Annotated in this window: 17 protein-coding genes; 5 read left to right on the forward strand and 12 right to left on the reverse strand. The window is 72.5% G+C overall.

Going from position 1 to position 16,648, the window contains the following annotated elements; all coding sequences use genetic code 11:
- Nucleotide 1 precedes the first annotated feature (1 nt).
- Both FLP10_RS03380 and FLP10_RS03385 read right to left on the reverse strand, forming a co-directional pair.
- Nucleotides 2-832 (reverse strand): glycosyltransferase, encoded by an 831-nt coding sequence (locus tag FLP10_RS03380; protein WP_149159589.1) that lies wholly within the window; start codon nucleotides 830-832, stop codon nucleotides 2-4.
- Nucleotides 825-1,778 (reverse strand): glycosyltransferase, encoded by a 954-nt coding sequence (locus tag FLP10_RS03385; protein WP_149159590.1) that lies wholly within the window; start codon nucleotides 1,776-1,778, stop codon nucleotides 825-827. The genes FLP10_RS03380 and FLP10_RS03385 overlap by 8 nt, the downstream gene beginning before the upstream one ends.
- 116 nt (nucleotides 1,779-1,894) lie before the next feature.
- Here FLP10_RS03385 and FLP10_RS03390 point away from each other — a divergent pair, with 116 nt between their 5' ends.
- Nucleotides 1,895-3,028, forward strand: coding sequence for a glycosyltransferase (locus FLP10_RS03390; RefSeq protein WP_149159591.1), 1,134 nt, complete (start codon nucleotides 1,895-1,897; stop codon nucleotides 3,026-3,028).
- Nucleotides 3,029-3,065: 37 nt separating this feature from the next.
- Here FLP10_RS03390 and FLP10_RS03395 read toward each other — a convergent pair whose 3' ends face one another.
- The 3 genes from FLP10_RS03395 to FLP10_RS03405 all read right to left on the reverse strand — a co-directional run bounded on the left by FLP10_RS03395 (nucleotide 3,066) and on the right by FLP10_RS03405 (nucleotide 6,143).
- On the reverse strand, nucleotides 3,066-4,439 hold the full coding sequence (locus tag FLP10_RS03395) for an LCP family protein (protein WP_149159592.1): 1,374 nt from the start codon (nucleotides 4,437-4,439) through the stop codon (nucleotides 3,066-3,068).
- The gene (purE, locus tag FLP10_RS03400) at nucleotides 4,436-4,903 is read right to left on the reverse strand and encodes a 5-(carboxyamino)imidazole ribonucleotide mutase (protein ID WP_149162060.1); all 468 of its coding nucleotides are present in this window, start codon (nucleotides 4,901-4,903) and stop codon (nucleotides 4,436-4,438) included. Before purE ends, FLP10_RS03395 begins: the two co-directional genes overlap by 4 nt.
- A gap of 109 nt (nucleotides 4,904-5,012) precedes the next feature.
- Complete coding sequence (locus tag FLP10_RS03405; protein WP_281286460.1) at nucleotides 5,013-6,143, reverse strand: 5-(carboxyamino)imidazole ribonucleotide synthase; 1,131 nt, start codon at nucleotides 6,141-6,143, stop codon at nucleotides 5,013-5,015.
- Between the two features lie 79 nt (nucleotides 6,144-6,222).
- Between FLP10_RS03405 and FLP10_RS03410 the strand changes: the two genes are divergently transcribed.
- Nucleotides 6,223-6,831 (forward strand): GtrA family protein, encoded by a 609-nt coding sequence (locus tag FLP10_RS03410; RefSeq protein ID WP_246150157.1) that lies wholly within the window; start codon nucleotides 6,223-6,225, stop codon nucleotides 6,829-6,831.
- Here the strand turns inward: FLP10_RS03410 and FLP10_RS03415 are convergent.
- The 3 genes from FLP10_RS03415 to FLP10_RS03425 all read right to left on the reverse strand — a co-directional run bounded on the left by FLP10_RS03415 (nucleotide 6,789) and on the right by FLP10_RS03425 (nucleotide 9,279).
- Nucleotides 6,789-7,646: a DarT ssDNA thymidine ADP-ribosyltransferase family protein gene (locus FLP10_RS03415; RefSeq protein WP_149159594.1), complete on the reverse strand. Its 858-nt coding sequence runs from the start codon at nucleotides 7,644-7,646 to the stop codon at nucleotides 6,789-6,791. The two genes, FLP10_RS03410 and FLP10_RS03415, sit on opposite strands and share 43 nt — an antisense overlap.
- Nucleotides 7,647-7,754: 108 nt before the next feature.
- Nucleotides 7,755-8,327 (reverse strand): PH domain-containing protein, encoded by a 573-nt coding sequence (locus FLP10_RS03420; RefSeq protein ID WP_149159595.1) that lies wholly within the window; start codon nucleotides 8,325-8,327, stop codon nucleotides 7,755-7,757.
- Nucleotides 8,328-8,334: 7 nt separating this feature from the next.
- A complete protein-coding gene (locus tag FLP10_RS03425; protein WP_149159596.1) occupies nucleotides 8,335-9,279 on the reverse strand; it encodes a biotin--[acetyl-CoA-carboxylase] ligase in 945 nt (314 codons plus the stop codon).
- A 93-nt stretch (nucleotides 9,280-9,372) separates the two neighbouring features.
- Between FLP10_RS03425 and FLP10_RS03430 the strand changes: the two genes are divergently transcribed.
- Both FLP10_RS03430 and FLP10_RS03435 read left to right on the forward strand, forming a co-directional pair.
- Entirely contained in the window at nucleotides 9,373-10,983 is a 1,611-nt protein-coding gene (locus FLP10_RS03430; RefSeq protein WP_425457629.1) for an acyl-CoA carboxylase subunit beta, read from the forward strand.
- Nucleotides 10,980-11,207 (forward strand): acyl-CoA carboxylase epsilon subunit, encoded by a 228-nt coding sequence (locus FLP10_RS03435; protein WP_149159598.1) that lies wholly within the window; start codon nucleotides 10,980-10,982, stop codon nucleotides 11,205-11,207. Before FLP10_RS03430 ends, FLP10_RS03435 begins: the two co-directional genes overlap by 4 nt.
- Before the next feature lie 298 nt (nucleotides 11,208-11,505).
- On the opposite strand, the gene FLP10_RS03440 is transcribed toward FLP10_RS03435, so the two are convergent.
- From FLP10_RS03440 to FLP10_RS03455, 4 genes are read right to left on the reverse strand one after another with little or no spacing between them, the layout of a single operon-like run.
- On the reverse strand, nucleotides 11,506-12,519 hold the full coding sequence (locus tag FLP10_RS03440) for a hypothetical protein (RefSeq protein ID WP_149159599.1): 1,014 nt from the start codon (nucleotides 12,517-12,519) through the stop codon (nucleotides 11,506-11,508).
- Nucleotides 12,516-13,745 carry a sensor histidine kinase gene (locus FLP10_RS03445; protein ID WP_149159600.1) on the reverse strand — a complete coding sequence of 410 codons (1,230 nt, stop codon included), beginning with the start codon at nucleotides 13,743-13,745 and terminating at the stop codon, nucleotides 12,516-12,518. Before FLP10_RS03445 ends, FLP10_RS03440 begins: the two co-directional genes overlap by 4 nt.
- Nucleotides 13,732-14,406: a response regulator transcription factor gene (locus FLP10_RS03450; RefSeq protein ID WP_246150159.1), complete on the reverse strand. Its 675-nt coding sequence runs from the start codon at nucleotides 14,404-14,406 to the stop codon at nucleotides 13,732-13,734. The genes FLP10_RS03445 and FLP10_RS03450 overlap by 14 nt, the downstream gene beginning before the upstream one ends.
- Nucleotides 14,407-14,426: 20 nt before the next feature.
- Nucleotides 14,427-15,782 (reverse strand): class I SAM-dependent RNA methyltransferase, encoded by a 1,356-nt coding sequence (locus FLP10_RS03455; RefSeq protein ID WP_149159602.1) that lies wholly within the window; start codon nucleotides 15,780-15,782, stop codon nucleotides 14,427-14,429.
- Between the two features lie 157 nt (nucleotides 15,783-15,939).
- Between FLP10_RS03455 and FLP10_RS03460 the strand changes: the two genes are divergently transcribed.
- Complete coding sequence (locus FLP10_RS03460) at nucleotides 15,940-16,581, forward strand: Maf family protein (protein ID WP_149159603.1); 642 nt, start codon at nucleotides 15,940-15,942, stop codon at nucleotides 16,579-16,581.
- Nucleotides 16,582-16,648: the final 67 nt, after the last annotated feature.

Genomic DNA, 16,648 nt, shown 5'->3' on the forward strand with positions numbered 1-16,648 from the left:
CTCACGCCTCGCCGCCGGCGATCCACCGCCGGTACATGACGGTGCGGATCCGCTCGGGCACGAACCGGTACACGCCGCGCACGGCGACGTTGCGCAGGTACTGCGCGCGGGTGGTGAACCCGATGCCGCGCAGCGCCTTCTGCAGTGCCAGTTCGCTGCGCCACTGCGCACGCCCGCCCCGGCGCGCGTACGCCCCCGCTCCGACGCGGTACATGACGAGCGGATCGGCGAGGTTCGCGACCGACGCCCCGCTGTGGATCATCCGCGCGAACAGCCAGTAGTCCTCCATGAGCCCCATCGGCTCGTAGCCGCCGGCCCGCTCGACCGCCGAGCGGCGGTACATGACGGTGGGGTGGCTGAACGGGTCGTGGAACCGGGAGTAGGCGACGATGTCGTCGTGCGCGGTGCGCGGCACGCGCCGGCCGACCACGGAGCCGTCGTCGTCGAGGAACTCGAGCATGCCGGTGCCGACCAGGTCGGCGCCGTCGACCACGAGCGGAAGCTGACGGGCGAACCGCTCCGACAGCGACACGTCGTCGGCGTCCATGCGCGCGACGATGTCGTGCTCGCTCAGCGCCAGCCCGCGCGTGAGCGCCCGCGCAAGGCCGACGTTGTGCTCGATCGCCTCGAAGGTGACCGGCACCGGGCTCTGCGCGATCGCGTCGTGGATCGCAGCGGCGAGCTCGTCGCCGACCGGGCCGTCCTGGACGAGAACCACCTGCGACGGCCGCACGCGCTGGTCGATCACGGTCGACGTGAAGGCCCGCGCGAAGTGCACCGGATCGTCGCCCCGGTACACGGGCATCAGCAGCGTGAACGGCACCTCAGCCATCGGCGGGTTCGATTCGCGTCACGGCATCGCTGGCACGGCCGAGCCCGGCCAGCGCGACCGCGTTGGGGCGAGGGCGGTACCGGGTACCGTCGCGCCACCCGCGCCGCCAGCCGTCCCGGAGCGTCGACCGGTCGGTCGACGAGGCGGCGGTGCGGATCCAGCGCAGCACGGTCGATGCGCCGTACCCGGCCTTCTCGATCGGCCCGAGGCTGCTCGACCTGCGGAACATCCACAGCTTGTTGCGCACCTCGTAGTAGAAGCGGGCGCCGGGGTCGACATCGGTCGAGCCGAGCACGCGGGTCTTGTGCACCACGACCGACTCGGGCACGTGCAGGCCGCGATGTCGACGCAGCGCCCGCGTCGAGTACTCGAAGTCGTCGTTCCAGATGAAGTAGTCGGCGATCGGCAGACCGATCTCGCGCACCACGTCGGCGCGGATGAGCATCGACACGAACGAGGTGCTGCGGATCGCGACACCCCCGCGGGCCTCGGCCTCGCGCAGCTCGGCGCGCGAGGCGAACGGGTTGCGCCGCGGCGTGTTCATCGGGTGTTCGGTTCCGTCGTGCCAGACCACGCGCGATCCGGCGACGGCGTACTCGGTGCCATCCACCGCCGCGAGCATCGCGGCGAGCGCGGCGGGCTCGGGCACGGTGTCGTCGTCCATCAGCCACACCCAGTCGGGCTCGTGGTCGGCCATCGCGATGGCGATGCCCGCGGCGAAACCGCCGGCGCCGCCGGTGTTGCGCGACAGCTCGACGAGATCGACGAGGTCGCCCGCCACCCGGGCCACCGCTGCCGAGTCGTCGGTCGACGCGTTGTCGACCACGACCACCCGCGCGACGGGGGTGGTCTGGCGGGCGAGCGCCTCGAGCACTTCGGCGAGGAGGTCGCGACGGTTGTACGCGACCACGACCGCCACGACCCGGGGAACAGGTGGAGTGGACATCCCGTCTATCTTGCCCTGTCCGGCCCGGACGGCCGTCCACAGACCGCTCCGCCGGGCCGAGACGAGGCGGCGCCGCGCTAGATTGGAGCCTCCCGCGTGACACCTGAAGGAGTGACATGGCCACGACGCTGCGCGTGATCGTCGACCAGCTCGTCGCACCCGTTCCCGGCTCCCTCGGTCGCTACACGTTCGACCTCACGCGGCAGCTCATCGCGTCGGCGCCGAGCGGATGCTCCGTGCAGGGCATCGTGTCGTCATCGCCGCCGTCCGACTACGAGCGGGTCGAGGCGATGCTGCCCGGGCTGGCGGGGCTCTACCGCACGAGTCTCGCGCGTCGCGAGCTCGCGGCGGCCTGGCAGTTCGGCATGACCACCTCCCCCGGCGGCGGCATGATCCACGCACCCGGCCTGCTCGCTCCGCTGCGGCGGCACGAGCGTGAGAACGGCGACCAGGTCGTAGTCACCGTGCACGACCTGCTCGCGTGGACCCGCCCCGACGCACTCACCGCGTCATCCGTCGCGCAGCAGAAGGCGATGCTCAAGCGCGCCCGCAAGCACGCCGACGCCATCGTCACCCCCACCCATGCCCTCGCCGATCAGCTCGGCATGATCGCCGAGCTCGGCGACCGGGTGCGCGTCATCGGCACCGCGCCGCGCAGCGGGCTCGTCGTGCCGGCCGATCGCGAGGAGCGTCGCGCCAGGCTCGGGCTCCCCGACGAGTACCTGATCACCGTCGGCACGCTCGTGCCCTGGCACGGCGTCATCGACGTGCTCGCGGCGCTCGGCCGACCCGGCGTCCCCGATATCCCCCTCGTCGTGCTCGGGCCCGCGAGCTGGGGCGAACAGCAGCTCGCCGAGGTCGCCGACGAGTCGGGGGTGCGTGCGAACCGCGTTCGGTCGCTCGAACTCGACGATCCCGCCGATGTGGCGACGGCGATCGCGGGCGCGAGCGCGCTCATCGCACCCGCGCATGATGCCGGCGCAGGCACCGTGCTCATCGAGGCGTTCTCGCTCGGGGTGCCGGTCATCCACTCCGACACCGCGGCGTACGTCGAGGTCGCCGCCGAGTCCGGGCTCGCGGTCGCGATCGGCACGGGCGGGTACGTCGATCGGCTGGCCGCCGCGGTCTCGCAGGTGCTGGAGCATCCGGCCCTCGCCTCACGCCTGGCGATCGCGGGCGCCGACCGCGCTCGCGCGTTCAGCTGGCGCGACTCAGCCGAGCGGGTCTGGCAACTGCACGCCGACCTGTAACGCGCCGACCCGAGCGCACCGTGCGCGGCCGGCCTCGCTATTCTGCGGGATCCTCCGTCGCCGGCGGCGCAACCGCCTGCTGCACCAACGCGTGGATGTAGTCCCAGTCAGGCTCGGCGGGGTCGATGCCGTTCTCGGGCACCAGCTCGACGTGCACGATCGGCAGCTCCCGCGTCTTCATGCCGAGGTTCACGAAGTACCCGAGCGCCGACTGCGGGATATCGGTCTTCACCACGTCGGCCGAGGCCGCCGCGACGTCCTGGAACTTCGCCAGCACGTTCTGCGGGTTGAACTGCCGCAGCACTGCCTCCTGCAGCACGCGCTGGCGGCCCATCCGTGCGTAATCGCCGCCCGCGACGCCGTACCTCGCGCGACCGAACCACAACGCGTGGAAGCCGTCGAGGTGCTGCGGGCCGGGCTCGATCCAGCCGTCGACGTTGTTGTTGTCCTCGTCCCCGCCGATCGGCAGACGCGTATCGACGTTGATGTCGACACCGCCGAGCGCGTCGATGAGCTGCTCGAAGCCCTGCATGTCGATGAGCACGAAGTACTGGATCTCGAGGCCGGTGACGCCTTCGGCTGCGTCGATCATCGCGTCGATGCCCGGCTCGCTGCCCCGCGCGACCGCGTCGGGATACATCTCGGGCGACTTCAGCTCGACCTCGGTGTAGATCGAGTTGAGCAGGCAGACGTCGACCTCGCAGCCGTCGATCGCACCGTACCCCTCGGGGTAGGCGGCCGCCAGCGGCGAGTCTTCGGGGAAGGGGACGTACTCGAGGTCGCGCGGCAGCCCGATCATGACCGCCTGCCCGGTGGTCGCGTCGATGCTCGCGACCGTCATGCTGTCGGGGCGCATGCCGTCGCGGTCGGGCCCCGAGTCGCCGCCCAGCAGCAGGATGTTGTATCGGCCGTTCGCGTCGGGCGGCGCCGGCGGGCTCTGCACGAAGACCGACGAGAGGAACCCGCTCAGCGATGTCGCCACGTACGCGCCGTAGATCGCGCTGCCCGAGAGCGCGACGAGCACCACCATGCTGAGCGCGGCCATTCCCGGCCCGGCACCCGGCGAGGTCTTCACGAGCCGCACGAGGCGCAGCGTGTCGAGCGTGAGCACGACCCAGAGCACCGCGTAGAACAGTGCGACGATCGCGATGGCCCACAGCCCGGCGGTGGTCGTCAGAATGGTGTACAGCACGGTCGGCCAGGCGAGCCAGACGACCAGCGCCACGATCGCGAGGAACCACAGCACGAGTGTCGCGCCGAGCCCGAACCGGCCGAGCCGCCGATTGCCGGCCAGCACCTGCACCGAGCCGGGGATCAGCACGTTGAGCAGCACGAGCCACCACCCGCGACGGGTCATCACCGTACGGGACGAGACGTCGGGGAACCGGATCGGACTTGCCGCGAGGCTCATCGGGACTGCTTCAGCCGCTCGTTCTTCTCCTCGACCAGCGCGGCGAGCGATGCGGCGTGACGCTCGAGCGCCTCGGCGAGGGAGGGGTCGGATGCCCCGAGGATGCGCACGGCCAGCAGGCCTGCGTTGCGTGCGCCGCCGATCGACACGGTCGCGACCGGGATGCCGGCGGGCATCTGCACGATCGACAGCAGTGAGTCGAGCCCGTCGAGCCGGGCGAGCGGAACGGGGACGCCGATCACGGGCAACGTGGTCACGGAGGCGAGCATGCCCGGCAGGTGCGCGGCGCCGCCGGCCCCGGCGATGATCGCGCGCAGGCCACGGGCGGCGGCCTGCTGCCCGTAGCCGATCATCTTCTCGGGTGTGCGATGCGCCGAGACGACCTCGACCTCGTGCGCGACGCCGAACTCGTCGAGCACGGCGGACGCCTCCTGCATGACGGACCAGTCGGAATCGGATCCCATCACGACGCCGACGAGGGGGGCGGGGTTCGTCTCAGTCACCCGATCGAGTGTAGAGGCGGGCGCTGGGAGAACCCCGCAGCGCCACGGCCTCGACGGGACCCCCCGGCCCTCAGTCCTGGAACACCGCCGCGGCCGACCTCGCCTCGTAGACCACCTCGTCGAGGTCGTCGCCGACCGCGGTCACATGCCCGACCTTGCGACCGGGGCGCGGCTCCTTGCCGTAGTTGTGCACCTTGGCGGTCGGATGGTTCGCCATCGCCTCGGGGTACCGGTCGACGAGCTGGCCCTCCTCGGGGCCGCCGAGGATGTTCACCATGACCGACCACGCGTGGTGCGTGCCCGTGCCGCCCAGCGGCAGGTCGAGCACGGCGCGCAGGTGCTGTTCGAACTGCCCGGTGGTGGCGCCGTCCATCGACCAGTGCCCCGAGTTGTGCGGGCGCATCGCGAGCTCGTTCACCAGCACACGGTCGTCGACGGTCTCGAACAGCTCGACGGCGAGCACCCCGGTGACGCCGAGTCCGTCTGCGATCGCGACCGCGACGTCGGCCGCGACATCCGCGAGCCGCCCGGCCGATTTCGGCGCGGGCGCGATGACCTCGCTGCAGACGCCGCCGACCTGCACGGTCTCGACGAGCGGCCACGCGGCGACCTCGCCGCTCGGGCGGCGGGCGACGAGCTGGGCGAGCTCGCGGCGGAAGTCGACGAGCTCCTCGACGAGCAGCGCCCCCGATCCGCCGTCCTCGGCGGCAGCGGTGAACCACTCCGACACCTCGGCCGCGCTGCGCACGACGCGCACGCCCTTGCCGTCGTAGCCGCCGCGCGGCGTCTTCACGACCGCGGCCCCGCCGTGCTCGGCGATGAACGCGTCGAGCTCGGCGGGCACGAGCACCCGCGCCCAGTCGGGCACCGGCAGACCGAGCTCCGAGAGGCGCTCGCGCATGAGCAGCTTGTCCTGCGCGTAACGCAGCGCGTCGGGCCCCGGCCGCACCGGGACGCCGGCGTCGACGAGCGCGCGCAGCACGTCCTGCGGCACGTGCTCGTGATCGAAGGTGACGACGTCGACGGTCTTCGCGAAGTCGAGCACGGTCGCCGTGTCGGTGTAGTCGCCGACCCGCTCGGCGGCGATCGCCGCCGCCATGCCCTCGGCCTCGGCGAGCACGCGCAGGTCGACCCCGAGCTCGATCGCCGCCGGCACCATCATCCGCGCCAGCTGTCCGCCGCCGATCACTCCGACCCGCACCCGTGCCACCCTCCGTCGCGGCCCACCGCGTGCGGGCCTCGCCCAGTCTACGAGGCGGCGGCACGACTACGATGGCCGGGTGAACACGCCCGCCGCTCCACTTCGCAGGCTGTGGCACGGCTTCGTCGCGTACCTGCTGAAGTTCGGCGCCGTGGGGCTGATCGGTCTCGTGATCGACGTCGCACTCTTCAACGCGCTGCGGCTCGGCCTGTTCGGCGCCGACGGCTGGGCGCAGTCGGCGATCGGCGCCAAGACCATCTCGACCTCGGTGGCGATCGTGTTCAACTGGGTCGGCAACCGCTACTGGACCTTCCGTCGGCATCGCCGGCGCAACTACGTGCGCGAGTTCGCCGAGTACCTGCTCGTCTCGCTCGGCGGCATGGCGATCTCGCTGCTCTGCCTCTGGATCAGCCACCACGTGTTGGGGTTCACCAGCCTGCTCGCCGACAACATCGCCTCGAATGTCGTCGGGCTGGGCCTCGGCACCGCATTCCGGTTCCTGCTGTACCGGTACTGGGTCTGGGGCGCGTACCGGGCCGACGGCCTGTCGGCCGCAGCCAGGGTCGAGGAGGCCCAGCGCGCCCTGTTCGAGGAGCCGTCCGCGAGCGCGGGCGACGCGAACGCCGGCGAACCGGATGCCCCGGCTCAGGCCTCGGCGCCGCCGCCGGGCTGGAACCACGGCGGGTAGACCGCCACCTTCGCCTTCGCCCCGACCGCGGCGAGCGCCTGGCGCACCCGGTCGCGCACGCGGTCGTTGGCGACGGCGATGAGCGAGAACCGTTCGATCGGCACAGGCCCGAGCACGAGGATCTCTGCACGGTCGAACGGCGAGGACTCCTCGATACGAGCGAGCCGGCGGAGCATCCGCTCGACGGCGTCCCAGCCGACCACGAACTCGTCGCCGGCGATCGCGGCGTCGGAGGCGCCCGCCGCGATCGCCTCGGGCTGCGCCTCGCGCGGCCCGAGCGTCGAGGCGACCGAGCCGACGAACAGCACATGCTCGGCGGCCGGGCGCTCGACCGCGTCGGCGGTGAGTCGAGGGTCGGGGCGGCCGCTGCGCACCGCGTCCCACACGTCGGCGTCGGTCGAGAGCAGCAGGGGCACGTACTCGGCGATCGCCGCCCCCGTGCCCGGAACGTGCGCGACGCGGCGGAACTCGCGTGCGGCGGGCGCGGCGAGATCGACGGCGGGCGTCGCGGCCGGGTCACCGGCATCGGGCAGCACGGCACCCGCGCCGAGGATCCCGGCGAGGTTGTCGATGTGCGTGACGTGGTAGACGCGCAGCGCACGCACGTCGATGGGCACGGCCCGCTCGCCCGTGCGACGACCGGGCACGGCCGTGCGGCCGATGGCACGGGTCGCGGCAGCCTTCGTCGCGGCGGCGCGGGACGCCGCGGTGCGTGAGGATGCCGCGCGCGGCGGTGCAGCGGGCGGCTCGGGCTGCTTCGGGGGGAAGCAGATCGCGCACAATCCGTCGTCGAATCCGTGGATGCACTCGGCCAAGGGAACCCTCTCCGGCGAGCCGTCGGGTACGGCGCGCGCCGTCCGTCGAGTGTACGCGCTCGCGCTCGGTGCGGGCGCCGCTGCGAGGCATCCGACCGCCGCTTCAGCCTATCTGGCCCCGAAGATCACCGTGTCGCCGTCGATCTCGGAGCCGGGCCCGCCGGCCGCCTGCGCCACGAGGATCGCCCGGGCGTGCTCGGCGTCGACGAGCTCGTGCAGCGCCTCCTGCACGAGTGCGGGCCTCGGCACGTCGTGCAGCACGATCGGACGTTCCTGCCCCGCGTCCATGTGCACATCGCCGCAGCCGAACACGCGCTGGCCGAGCGATTGGCGCACCCGGATGTCGATGCTGCGGGCGAGCGGCACGTCGCGTCGGGTGCGCACGAACACGCCCGACCGCAGGATCACCCGCCGCGTGGTGACGGTCGTGCGCCGGGTGAGCCACGCGAGATAGGGCAGCAGCACCCCCAGCACCACGAGCACCGCCGCAAGCGCGAGCACCGCCCAGCGCTGCCAGTCCTCGGCGAGGATGCCGAGCGCGTACGGCAGCAGGCCCGCCACCGCGACGAGCAGCAGCACCGGCAGGATGAGCATCCGGCCGTGGCGCCGCACCCGCGCGACCACGCGCTCGGGCGACGCCGTCGGCGCGCCCGCGCGACTCGTCGACGGGGGGCGGCTCATACGCCCATTAATACCGCAGGTGGGTCACGTCCCCCGCCGCGACAGCCTGCGGTTCACCGCTCTCGCGGTCGCGCACGACGAGGCGGCCATCGCGATCGAGGCGTTCTGCCGTGCCGAGCAGTTCGGCGCCGCCGGGCAGTTCGACGCGCACCTCGGCGCCGATCGTGCCGCACCGTTCGGCGATGCGGTCGGCGAGTCCGCTCGCGGTCGCGTCGCCGTCGGCGGCGACGAGCGTCTCGACCGCGGCGAGCAGGGTGGCGAGATAGTCGGCCAGCACCGCGTCGGCGTCGGGGCGCCGGCCGGTGGCCAGCAGCAACGACGTCGACGTGAGCGTGGGCAGGTCGTGCTCGTCGAGAGTGAGGTTGAGTCCGGCGCCGACGACGACCGCCTCGGCGCCGGGCAGCAGTTCGGTGAGGATGCCGCACACCTTGTATCCCGAGATCAGCACGTCGTTCGGCCACTTGAGCTCGACCTCGACGAGGCCGGGGCCGTCGTCGTCGGATTCAGGCGAGGCATCCGCGCGCTTCGAGCCAGCCGGTCGCTTGGATGCATCCGGTCGCCGCGGGGCATCCGCTCGGTGCGGGACCTCCGGCGCGTCGGTCGCGACCCGCAGCCGATCGGATGCCGCGACCGCCCGATCGACCGCCTCGGTCATCGCGAGCCCGGCGATGAGGGGCAGCCAGCCCAGGGCGGCCGCGTCCAGCGGCCGGCCGTCGTACCGTTCGGGGCGCAGCAGCACCGAGATCGCGAGCGTCTTGCCTGTCGGCGCCAGCCAGGTGCGACCGAGCCGGCCGCGCCCGGCGGTCTGGTCGTCGGTGACGACGGCGGCGCCGTGCGGCCAGTCCGCGGCCTCCGGTCCCGACGCCGCCTCGCGGAGCACGTCGTTCGTCGATGTCGCCTGCTCGAGGAACTCGAATCTCGCGACCTGCGCGCGCGACCTGCCCCACTCCATGTGCACCTCCGGATGCGTGTCGGATTCAGGCTAGTATCCGGCTGGGATTTGTAGGAAACCCTCAACGAAGCCGCCGCAAACCCCGCCGGTAGAGTGAACCGCGTGACCGAAGCGACCTCCGACGGCCCCGACCTCACCACGACCGCGGGCAAACTCGCCGACCTGAAGCATCGCTACCACGATGCGGTGACCGCTGCGAGCGAAGCCGCACAGGTCAAGCAGCACGCCAAGGGCAAGCTGACCGCCCGCGAGCGCATCGAGGGTCTGCTCGACCCCGGTTCGTTCGTCGAACTCGACGAGTTCGTGCGTCACCGCACCCACGCCTTCGGCATGGAGGAGAAGCGCCCGTACGGCGACTCGGTCGTCACGGGCACCGGCACCATCCACGGCCGCCGCGTCGCGGTGTACTCCCAGGACTTCACCACCTTCGGCGGCTCGCTCGGCGAGGTCGCGGGCGAGAAGATCATCAAGGTCATGGAGCTCGCGCTGAAGACCGGCGTGCCGATCATCGGCATCCTCGACTCGGGCGGCGCCCGCATCCAGGAGGGCGTGGTCGCGCTCGGCAAGTACGGCGAGATCTTCCGCCGCAACACGCAGGCGTCGGGCGTCATCCCGCAGATCTCGATCGTCATGGGCCCCGCCGCGGGCGGCGCCGTGTACTCCCCCGCGCTCACCGACTTCGTCATCATGGTCGACAAGTCGAGCCACATGTTCGTCACCGGCCCCGACGTGATCAAGACCGTCACGGGTGAAGAGGTCGGGTTCGAGGAGCTCGGGGGTGCGCTCACGCACAACACCGTGTCGGGCGTCGCGCACTATCTCGCCAGCGACGAAGAGGACGCGCTGGACTACGCGCGCACCCTCGTGTCGTTCCTGCCCGACAACAACATGAGCGAGTCGCCCGTGTACGACTCCGACGTCGAACTCGAGATCACCGACGCCGACCAGCGGCTGAACACGGTCATCCCCGACTCGCCGAACCAGCCGTACGACATGCACCAGGTCATCGCCGGGCTCGTCGACCACGGCGACTTCCTCGAGGTGCAGCCGCTGTTCGCCCCGAACATCCTCATCGGCTTCGCCCGCATCGAGGGCCGGTCGGTCGGCATCATCGCCAACCAGCCCAACCAGATGGCGGGCACGCTGAACATCGCGGCCGGTGAGAAGGCGGCCAGGTTCGTGCGGTTCTGCGACGCGTTCGGACTACCGATCGTCACCCTGGTGGATGTCCCGGGCTACCTGCCCGGCACCGACCAGGAGTGGACGGGCGTCATCCGCCGCGGTGCGAAGCTGCTCTACGCGTACGCCGAGGCCACCGTGCCGCTGGTCACCGTCATCACCCGCAAGGCCTACGGCGGCGCGTACATCGTGATGGGCTCGAAGCAGCTGGGCGCCGACATCAACCTCGCCTGGCCGACGGCCGAGATCGCCGTGATGGGTGGCCAGGGCGCGGTCAACATCCTCTACCGCGCCGAGCTGAAGCGGGCCGAGGAGGCCGGCGAGGACGTCGCCGCGGTGCGCACGCAACTGGCCAACGAGTACACGTACAACGTGGCATCCCCGTTCCTGGCGGCCGAGCGCGGCGAGCTCGACGGCGTGATCGAGCCGGCCGCGACGCGCGTGGCGATCGTGAAGGCGCTGCGCACGCTCCGCACGAAGCGTGCGAGCCTGCCGCCCAAGAAGCACGGGAACATCCCGCTGTGAGCGACCAACCCGACCTCGAGGCGATCGACCTGCGCATCCGCACCGCGGGCGTGTCCGACGACGACGCCGCCGCGGCCACCGCGGTCGTGCTCGCCGCGATCGCCCAGCAGCGCGAGCAGCCGCCTCGACCCGACGGTCCCACCGACGGCTGGGTGCGGGCGGCGCGCCCGCATCGCCAGCCGTTCGAGCGCGGCCCCGGCCGCTGGGTCGGCTGGGGGCACTGAGCCCCGGCCGCATCCGCGCTCGCGCGCTCGCATCAGGTCGTCGCGATGCGGACTCGCATTGTCCCCCGAAACACCGACTTGGCAAGATCCCCGATCGGGGGCAGCATAGTCATGCAGGCTCCTCATCGGAGCCGCCACGGTCGTCGGTCGGGTAGCCGATGACCGGTTGGGGGCGAGTCAGGGTGATATTCGGGTTGTCATCGTGACTCGAGCTTGAAGGGGCCGGTCGACTACGACCGGCCCCTTCCTCATGTGCGGCGCACCATGTCGCGCTGCCGGCCCGCCCCATCGCGCGCCGTCACCCCTCGATGGCGCGCGGGATCTCGAGCCACAGCTCGACCTCCGCGTCATCCGTGTCGAGCGCCGTCGCATCCCCGCTCTCACGGAGGCCGACCACCGTGACCGCGACCGGCGAACCCTCCGCCGCGGTCCGCGCGATGATGCGATCGGCGTGCGACCGCGAGATCGCCTCCGCCAGTCGAGACAGCACCCGATCGCGCGACGGCTCGTCGAGTTCGTCGATGCCCCCCTCGTCGAGCAGCGTCACCGTGATGCCGCGCCCGCGTGCCCGCTGCACCTCGACTCGCACGACGTCGGTGAGCAGCATCCGGCCTCGGATCTCGTCGCGGATCGCGGCTTCCAGCATGCGGCACTCGCGCCGCTGCTGCTCGGTGAGCACTCCGCCCTGATCGGCGATCCGCCGCAGCATGGGCGAGGCGATGCGATTCGTCTGGGCGAGGCGCATCCGGCCCTCGAAGAGGTGCGCGTCCTGGGCCGCCTGCCACGCCGCCGCCTCGCGCTCGGCCTGGCCGTACCGACGCGCCGCGCGAGCGGCGGAGGCGAGCGCCACGGTGAGCGCGTGCGCGATCGCGACCCACACCATGCTGCCCACCACGCCGAGCGTGCCGAGCGCGGGGAACCCCGCCCACAACAGCGTCTGCAGGGCGAGCGCCCCCACACCGATCCATGCCATGACGAGCTGGCGGCGCGCCGCGACGATCGTCATCAGCGTGCCCACCGCGGCGACGTACCAGGTCGCGAACCCGTTGTCGGCGGCGGGATCGAGCTGCGTGGTCACCACCACGGGCATGGCGATGGCGACCACGAGGTCGAACGCGGCGAGCCAGTCGGGCATCCGAACCCGCCCCGTGGGCCACAGGCTGAGCACCGTGGCGACCGTGTACAGCGCGAGCGCCGCCAGCGTCGGCTCGGGGCGCGTCGGCACGCCGAGCGAGATCAGGCCGAGCATGATGTGGAACGCCGAGAAGGCCGCACCGAGCGCCAGCAGCAGCCACCGCGAGATCGCGATCATGTGCGGTCGACCCCCTCGGGCCAGACCAGCGTCACGGTGGTGCCGTGGCCGGGACTGGAGGTGATGGTCGCCGTGCCGCCCGCGCCGGCCAGCCGTTCCTCGATCGACACGCGCAGCCCGAGTCGCTCGGTCGGCACCATCGCCGGGTCGAACCCGACACCGGTGTCGGCCACCTCGATGACGCACCCCGCAGCACGAACGCCTCGGATCCGCAGCTCCCGCCGGGTCGGGCGGGTGCCGTCGTCGGCGTGCTGCAGGCTGTTCACCATCGCCTGCACCGCCGCCGAGTAGAGCGCCTCGACGGCATCCACCGTGAGCTCGACCCCGCCGGCGTTCACGACCCGCACCGTGAACGGCGTGGCGAACGTCGTCAGGGCCGCTCGCAAGCGCCGCACCAGCACGTTCAGCTCGATGCGCGCGTCGGGCGCACTCGTCGAGGTGCCCGCCTCACGGAGCCGCGCGACCGCGTCGCGGGCCATCCTGGCGGCGAGTTGCTGCTCGTCGGCGGTCTCTGCGGCGGCCGCCGCGAGCAGTGTGGTGAGCACGCTGTCGTGCACGAGCGCGTCGGTGCGCACGCGCTCGATCTCGTTGGCGTGCTGGCGTGCGGCGACGTCGTAGCGGGCGAGCGCGGCATCCTGGGCGGAGTCCACCCCCTCGGCGGCGTGCCGCAGCATCGCGACGATGACGAGCACCACCATGCCGAGGATGATCGAGTACCCGGTCTCGAACGCGGCCGTGAGCGGATCCGCCGACCCGCCCTGCGGTTGCAGCCGAACCATGCCGAACAGTGCCGGAGCGACGAGCGTATACCCGACGGCGGCGCCGATCGGCATCGAGAAGACGACCGCGGTCGTGGCCACCGTCATCAGGTAGTACAGCCACGGCGCCTGCCCGTCGAGCGCCGCAGGATCCTCGACGAGGAACGGCCACGCGAGCAGCACCACGGCGTAGGCGGCGGCGTAGACGACGGCGGTGATGCGCTCGGCCATCCGCGCGATCATCGCGACCGCGAGGGCGACGGCCGAGCCGTACATCACCGCGACGAGCGCGGCGGAGGCCCCTTGCACGAGCGCCGCCGACTGCGAGATCGCGGCGGGTACCGTCTGCAGCGAGAAGACGATCGCCGCGGCGCCCAGCGCCCGGCCCGTGACGGTCTCGACCCGCGCGCCGCTGACCGCGCGGCGTGCGTCGACCGGGCGCGTGAGGCGCCCGTCAGCGCCGGGCATCCCCGGCTTCGTCGAGACCCGGCAGAATGCCGTCCTCGACGGCGCGGCGCAGCAGGTCGACCTTGGTGGGCGCCGGCCGGCCCACCTCGATGTACTTCTGCCGGATACGGTCGAGGTACTCGCGCGCCGTCGAATGCGCGATGCCCAGCTGTTGCGCCACGAGCTTCAACGGCAGGCCCGACGCGTACAGGTGCAGCACGTCGCGTTCGCGCCGGCCGAGCGCCGCCTTGGCGAAATCGCGGTCGGCTTCGATCGCGCTCGCCCACTCGACGTTGTTCAGCGCGTCACCCCGTGCGACGACGGCGATCGCGGCGATGACCGCCGACATCGGCGACGATTTGGGGATGACGCCGGCCGCGCCGGCGGCGAGCGCCTCCCGCACCGCAGCGACCCGGTCGGCGATGCTGTGCACGAGCACACCGCTGCCCGTTCCGAGGATCGCGCGCACGTTGTCGGTGACGCTTCGGCCGTCGCCGAGCGAGAGGTCGAGCACGACCACGTCGACCCTGCCCAGCCCCAGTGCGTCGAGCAGTTCGGGCACGCCCGCGGCCTCGGCGACGACGTCGTACCCGGCGTCGCGGCACGCCGCGCGCAGCCCGAGCCGCACCGCCTCGTGATCGTCGACGATCGCGACGGTCGTCGGCCCCTCGTGCTGCACCACTGCCTCCCCCTCCGGTGTTCTCACACGATAGCGCCCAGCCGGGCGACCGCTTCGACGTGGTGGGTGTTCGGAAACAGGTCGAAGGCCCGCACGTGCTCCAGCCCGTAGCCGAGGTCGCGGAACGTGCCGAGATCGCGCGCGAGCGCCACGGGATCGCACGCGACGTACACGATCTGCGCGGGGCGCAGCGCGGCCACTCGGTTGGTCACCTCGCGCCCGGCTCCTGAGCGTGGCGGGTCGAGCACGACGGTGCCGCCGCGGATGCTCCGCGAGGCATCCGATCGCTCGAGCTCGGCCAGGAACCGGTCGACCCTGGCCGTGACCGCGCGGGCGCCCACGAAGTCGGCCAGGTTCGCGGCCGCGTGGTCGGTGGCTCGCGCGTCGGCCTCGACCGAGGTGATGCGCAGCCCGCGCCCGAACCCATCGCCCACCGCGGCGGCGAGCAGGCCCACACCGCCGTACAGATCGAGGTGCTCAGCGCCGGGGTCGAACCGTTCGGGATCGATCGCCGCCTGCACGGCACGCGTGAGCGTGGCCGCCGCACCGCGATGCACCTGCCAGAACCCGTCGCGAGCGAGCCGGAAGCGCCGGTCGCCGACGAGCTCGACGATCTCGGGCGCGGTCTCGCGCTCGCCCGCCCGGCGGATGATGACGGATGCCTCGGCACCCGTCGGGGCGACCAGATCCACCGCCTCGACGCCGTCGGCCCCCGCCGCCTCGAACCGGGTGTCGAGCGGTGCGAGCCGCTGCAGCGCGGCCGCCGCGAGCGGCAGGCTCGTCACCGGCACCACCCGGTGGCTGCGGGCCGCGTAGGGGCCGACCCGGCCCTCGGCGTCGACGTGCAGACGAACCCGGGTGCGCCAGCCGGTGCCCGCCTCGACGTCGACACCCGGCGCGAGCTCCTCGTCGACGGCCTCGACGACCACCTCGCGCTGCTCGCCCGCCATGCGCGCGAGGGCGTCCTGCAGCACCTCCGCCTTCAGGGCGCGCTGGCGGGGCATCCGGATGTGACCGAACTCGGCGCCGCCCGCCCGCTGCTCGGGCGCGCGGTCGACGGATGCCTCGGCCCACACGTGCTCGCGGCGGTCGGGCGAGGCGTCGAGCACCTCGACGGTCTCGGCGCGCCAGAACCGGTCGCGGCTCGCATCGATCACCTGTGCGCGCACGCGCTCGCCCGGAATCGCGTCGGCGACGAACACGACGCGCCCCTCGTGGCGGGCGACGGCCACCCCGCCGTGCGCGATGCGGTCGACGTCGAGCACCAGCTCGGGCCCGGGCACCGGCGACGCCGAGGCTGCGGGCGTGCGACGCCGCGCGTGCGCGGTGCGCTTGGCGCCCGTGGGGCTGCTGGTGCGGTGGCGAGAGGGACGTGCCATGACCCCATCCTGCCCGCTCGCCGGCCGTTCCGTGCCGACCGCCCTCGGAGGCGATTCAGCAGCGCGCACGGCCGGTCGGCTCCGCCACGCGCCGAAACCCGGTGCGACACGCCTGCGGGCCTGAATCGCGTGAGGGGGCAGACGGCAGGATGGACGCATGCGCCTGTACCTCGCCTCGACCTCGCCCGCCCGCCTCCAGCTGCTGCGCCAGGCCGGAATCGAGCCGGTGACCGTGTCGCCCGGCGTCGACGAGGAGGCGCTCGTCGAGGAGCACGAGGCCGAGCACGGTCCGCTCGCCGCGGCCGAACTCGTGCAGCTGCTCGCGCGGGCGAAGGCCGAGGCGATCCTCGGCGCGCGGCCCGGCGGCGAGCCGATCGACGGGTTCGTGCTGGGCGGCGATTCCGCGTTCCTCGTCGACGGCGTGCTGCACGGCAAGCCGCACCGGCCCGAGGCGGCACGCGAGCGGTGGGCGGCGCAGCACGGGCGCACCGGGCAGCTCTGGAGCGGTCACTGGCTCATCGACCATCGGGGCGGTCGGCCCGGCGTCGCGGTCGGCAGGCCCGACGTGGCATCCGTCACCTTCGCCGAACTCGACGACGCCGAGATCGACGCGTATATCGCGACCGGTGAACCGCTCGCGGTCGCCGGGGCGTTCACCATCGACAGTCTCGGGGGCCCGTTCATCCGGCGCGTCGAGGGCGACCCGTCCACCGTCGTCGGATTGAGTCTCTCGACGCTGCGCGAGCTGGTGCGCGAACTCGGCGGCGAGTGGACGGGGCTCTGGAATCGGCTCGGCTGACCGATCCACCGCGCCAGCACCCTTGTGGGCGGTGACACGACTTTTCGAGGTCTTTTTGTGGAGGTCG

The organism is Agromyces intestinalis (genome assembly GCF_008365295.1).
Taxonomy (GTDB): Bacteria; Actinomycetota; Actinomycetes; order Actinomycetales; family Microbacteriaceae; genus Agromyces; species Agromyces intestinalis.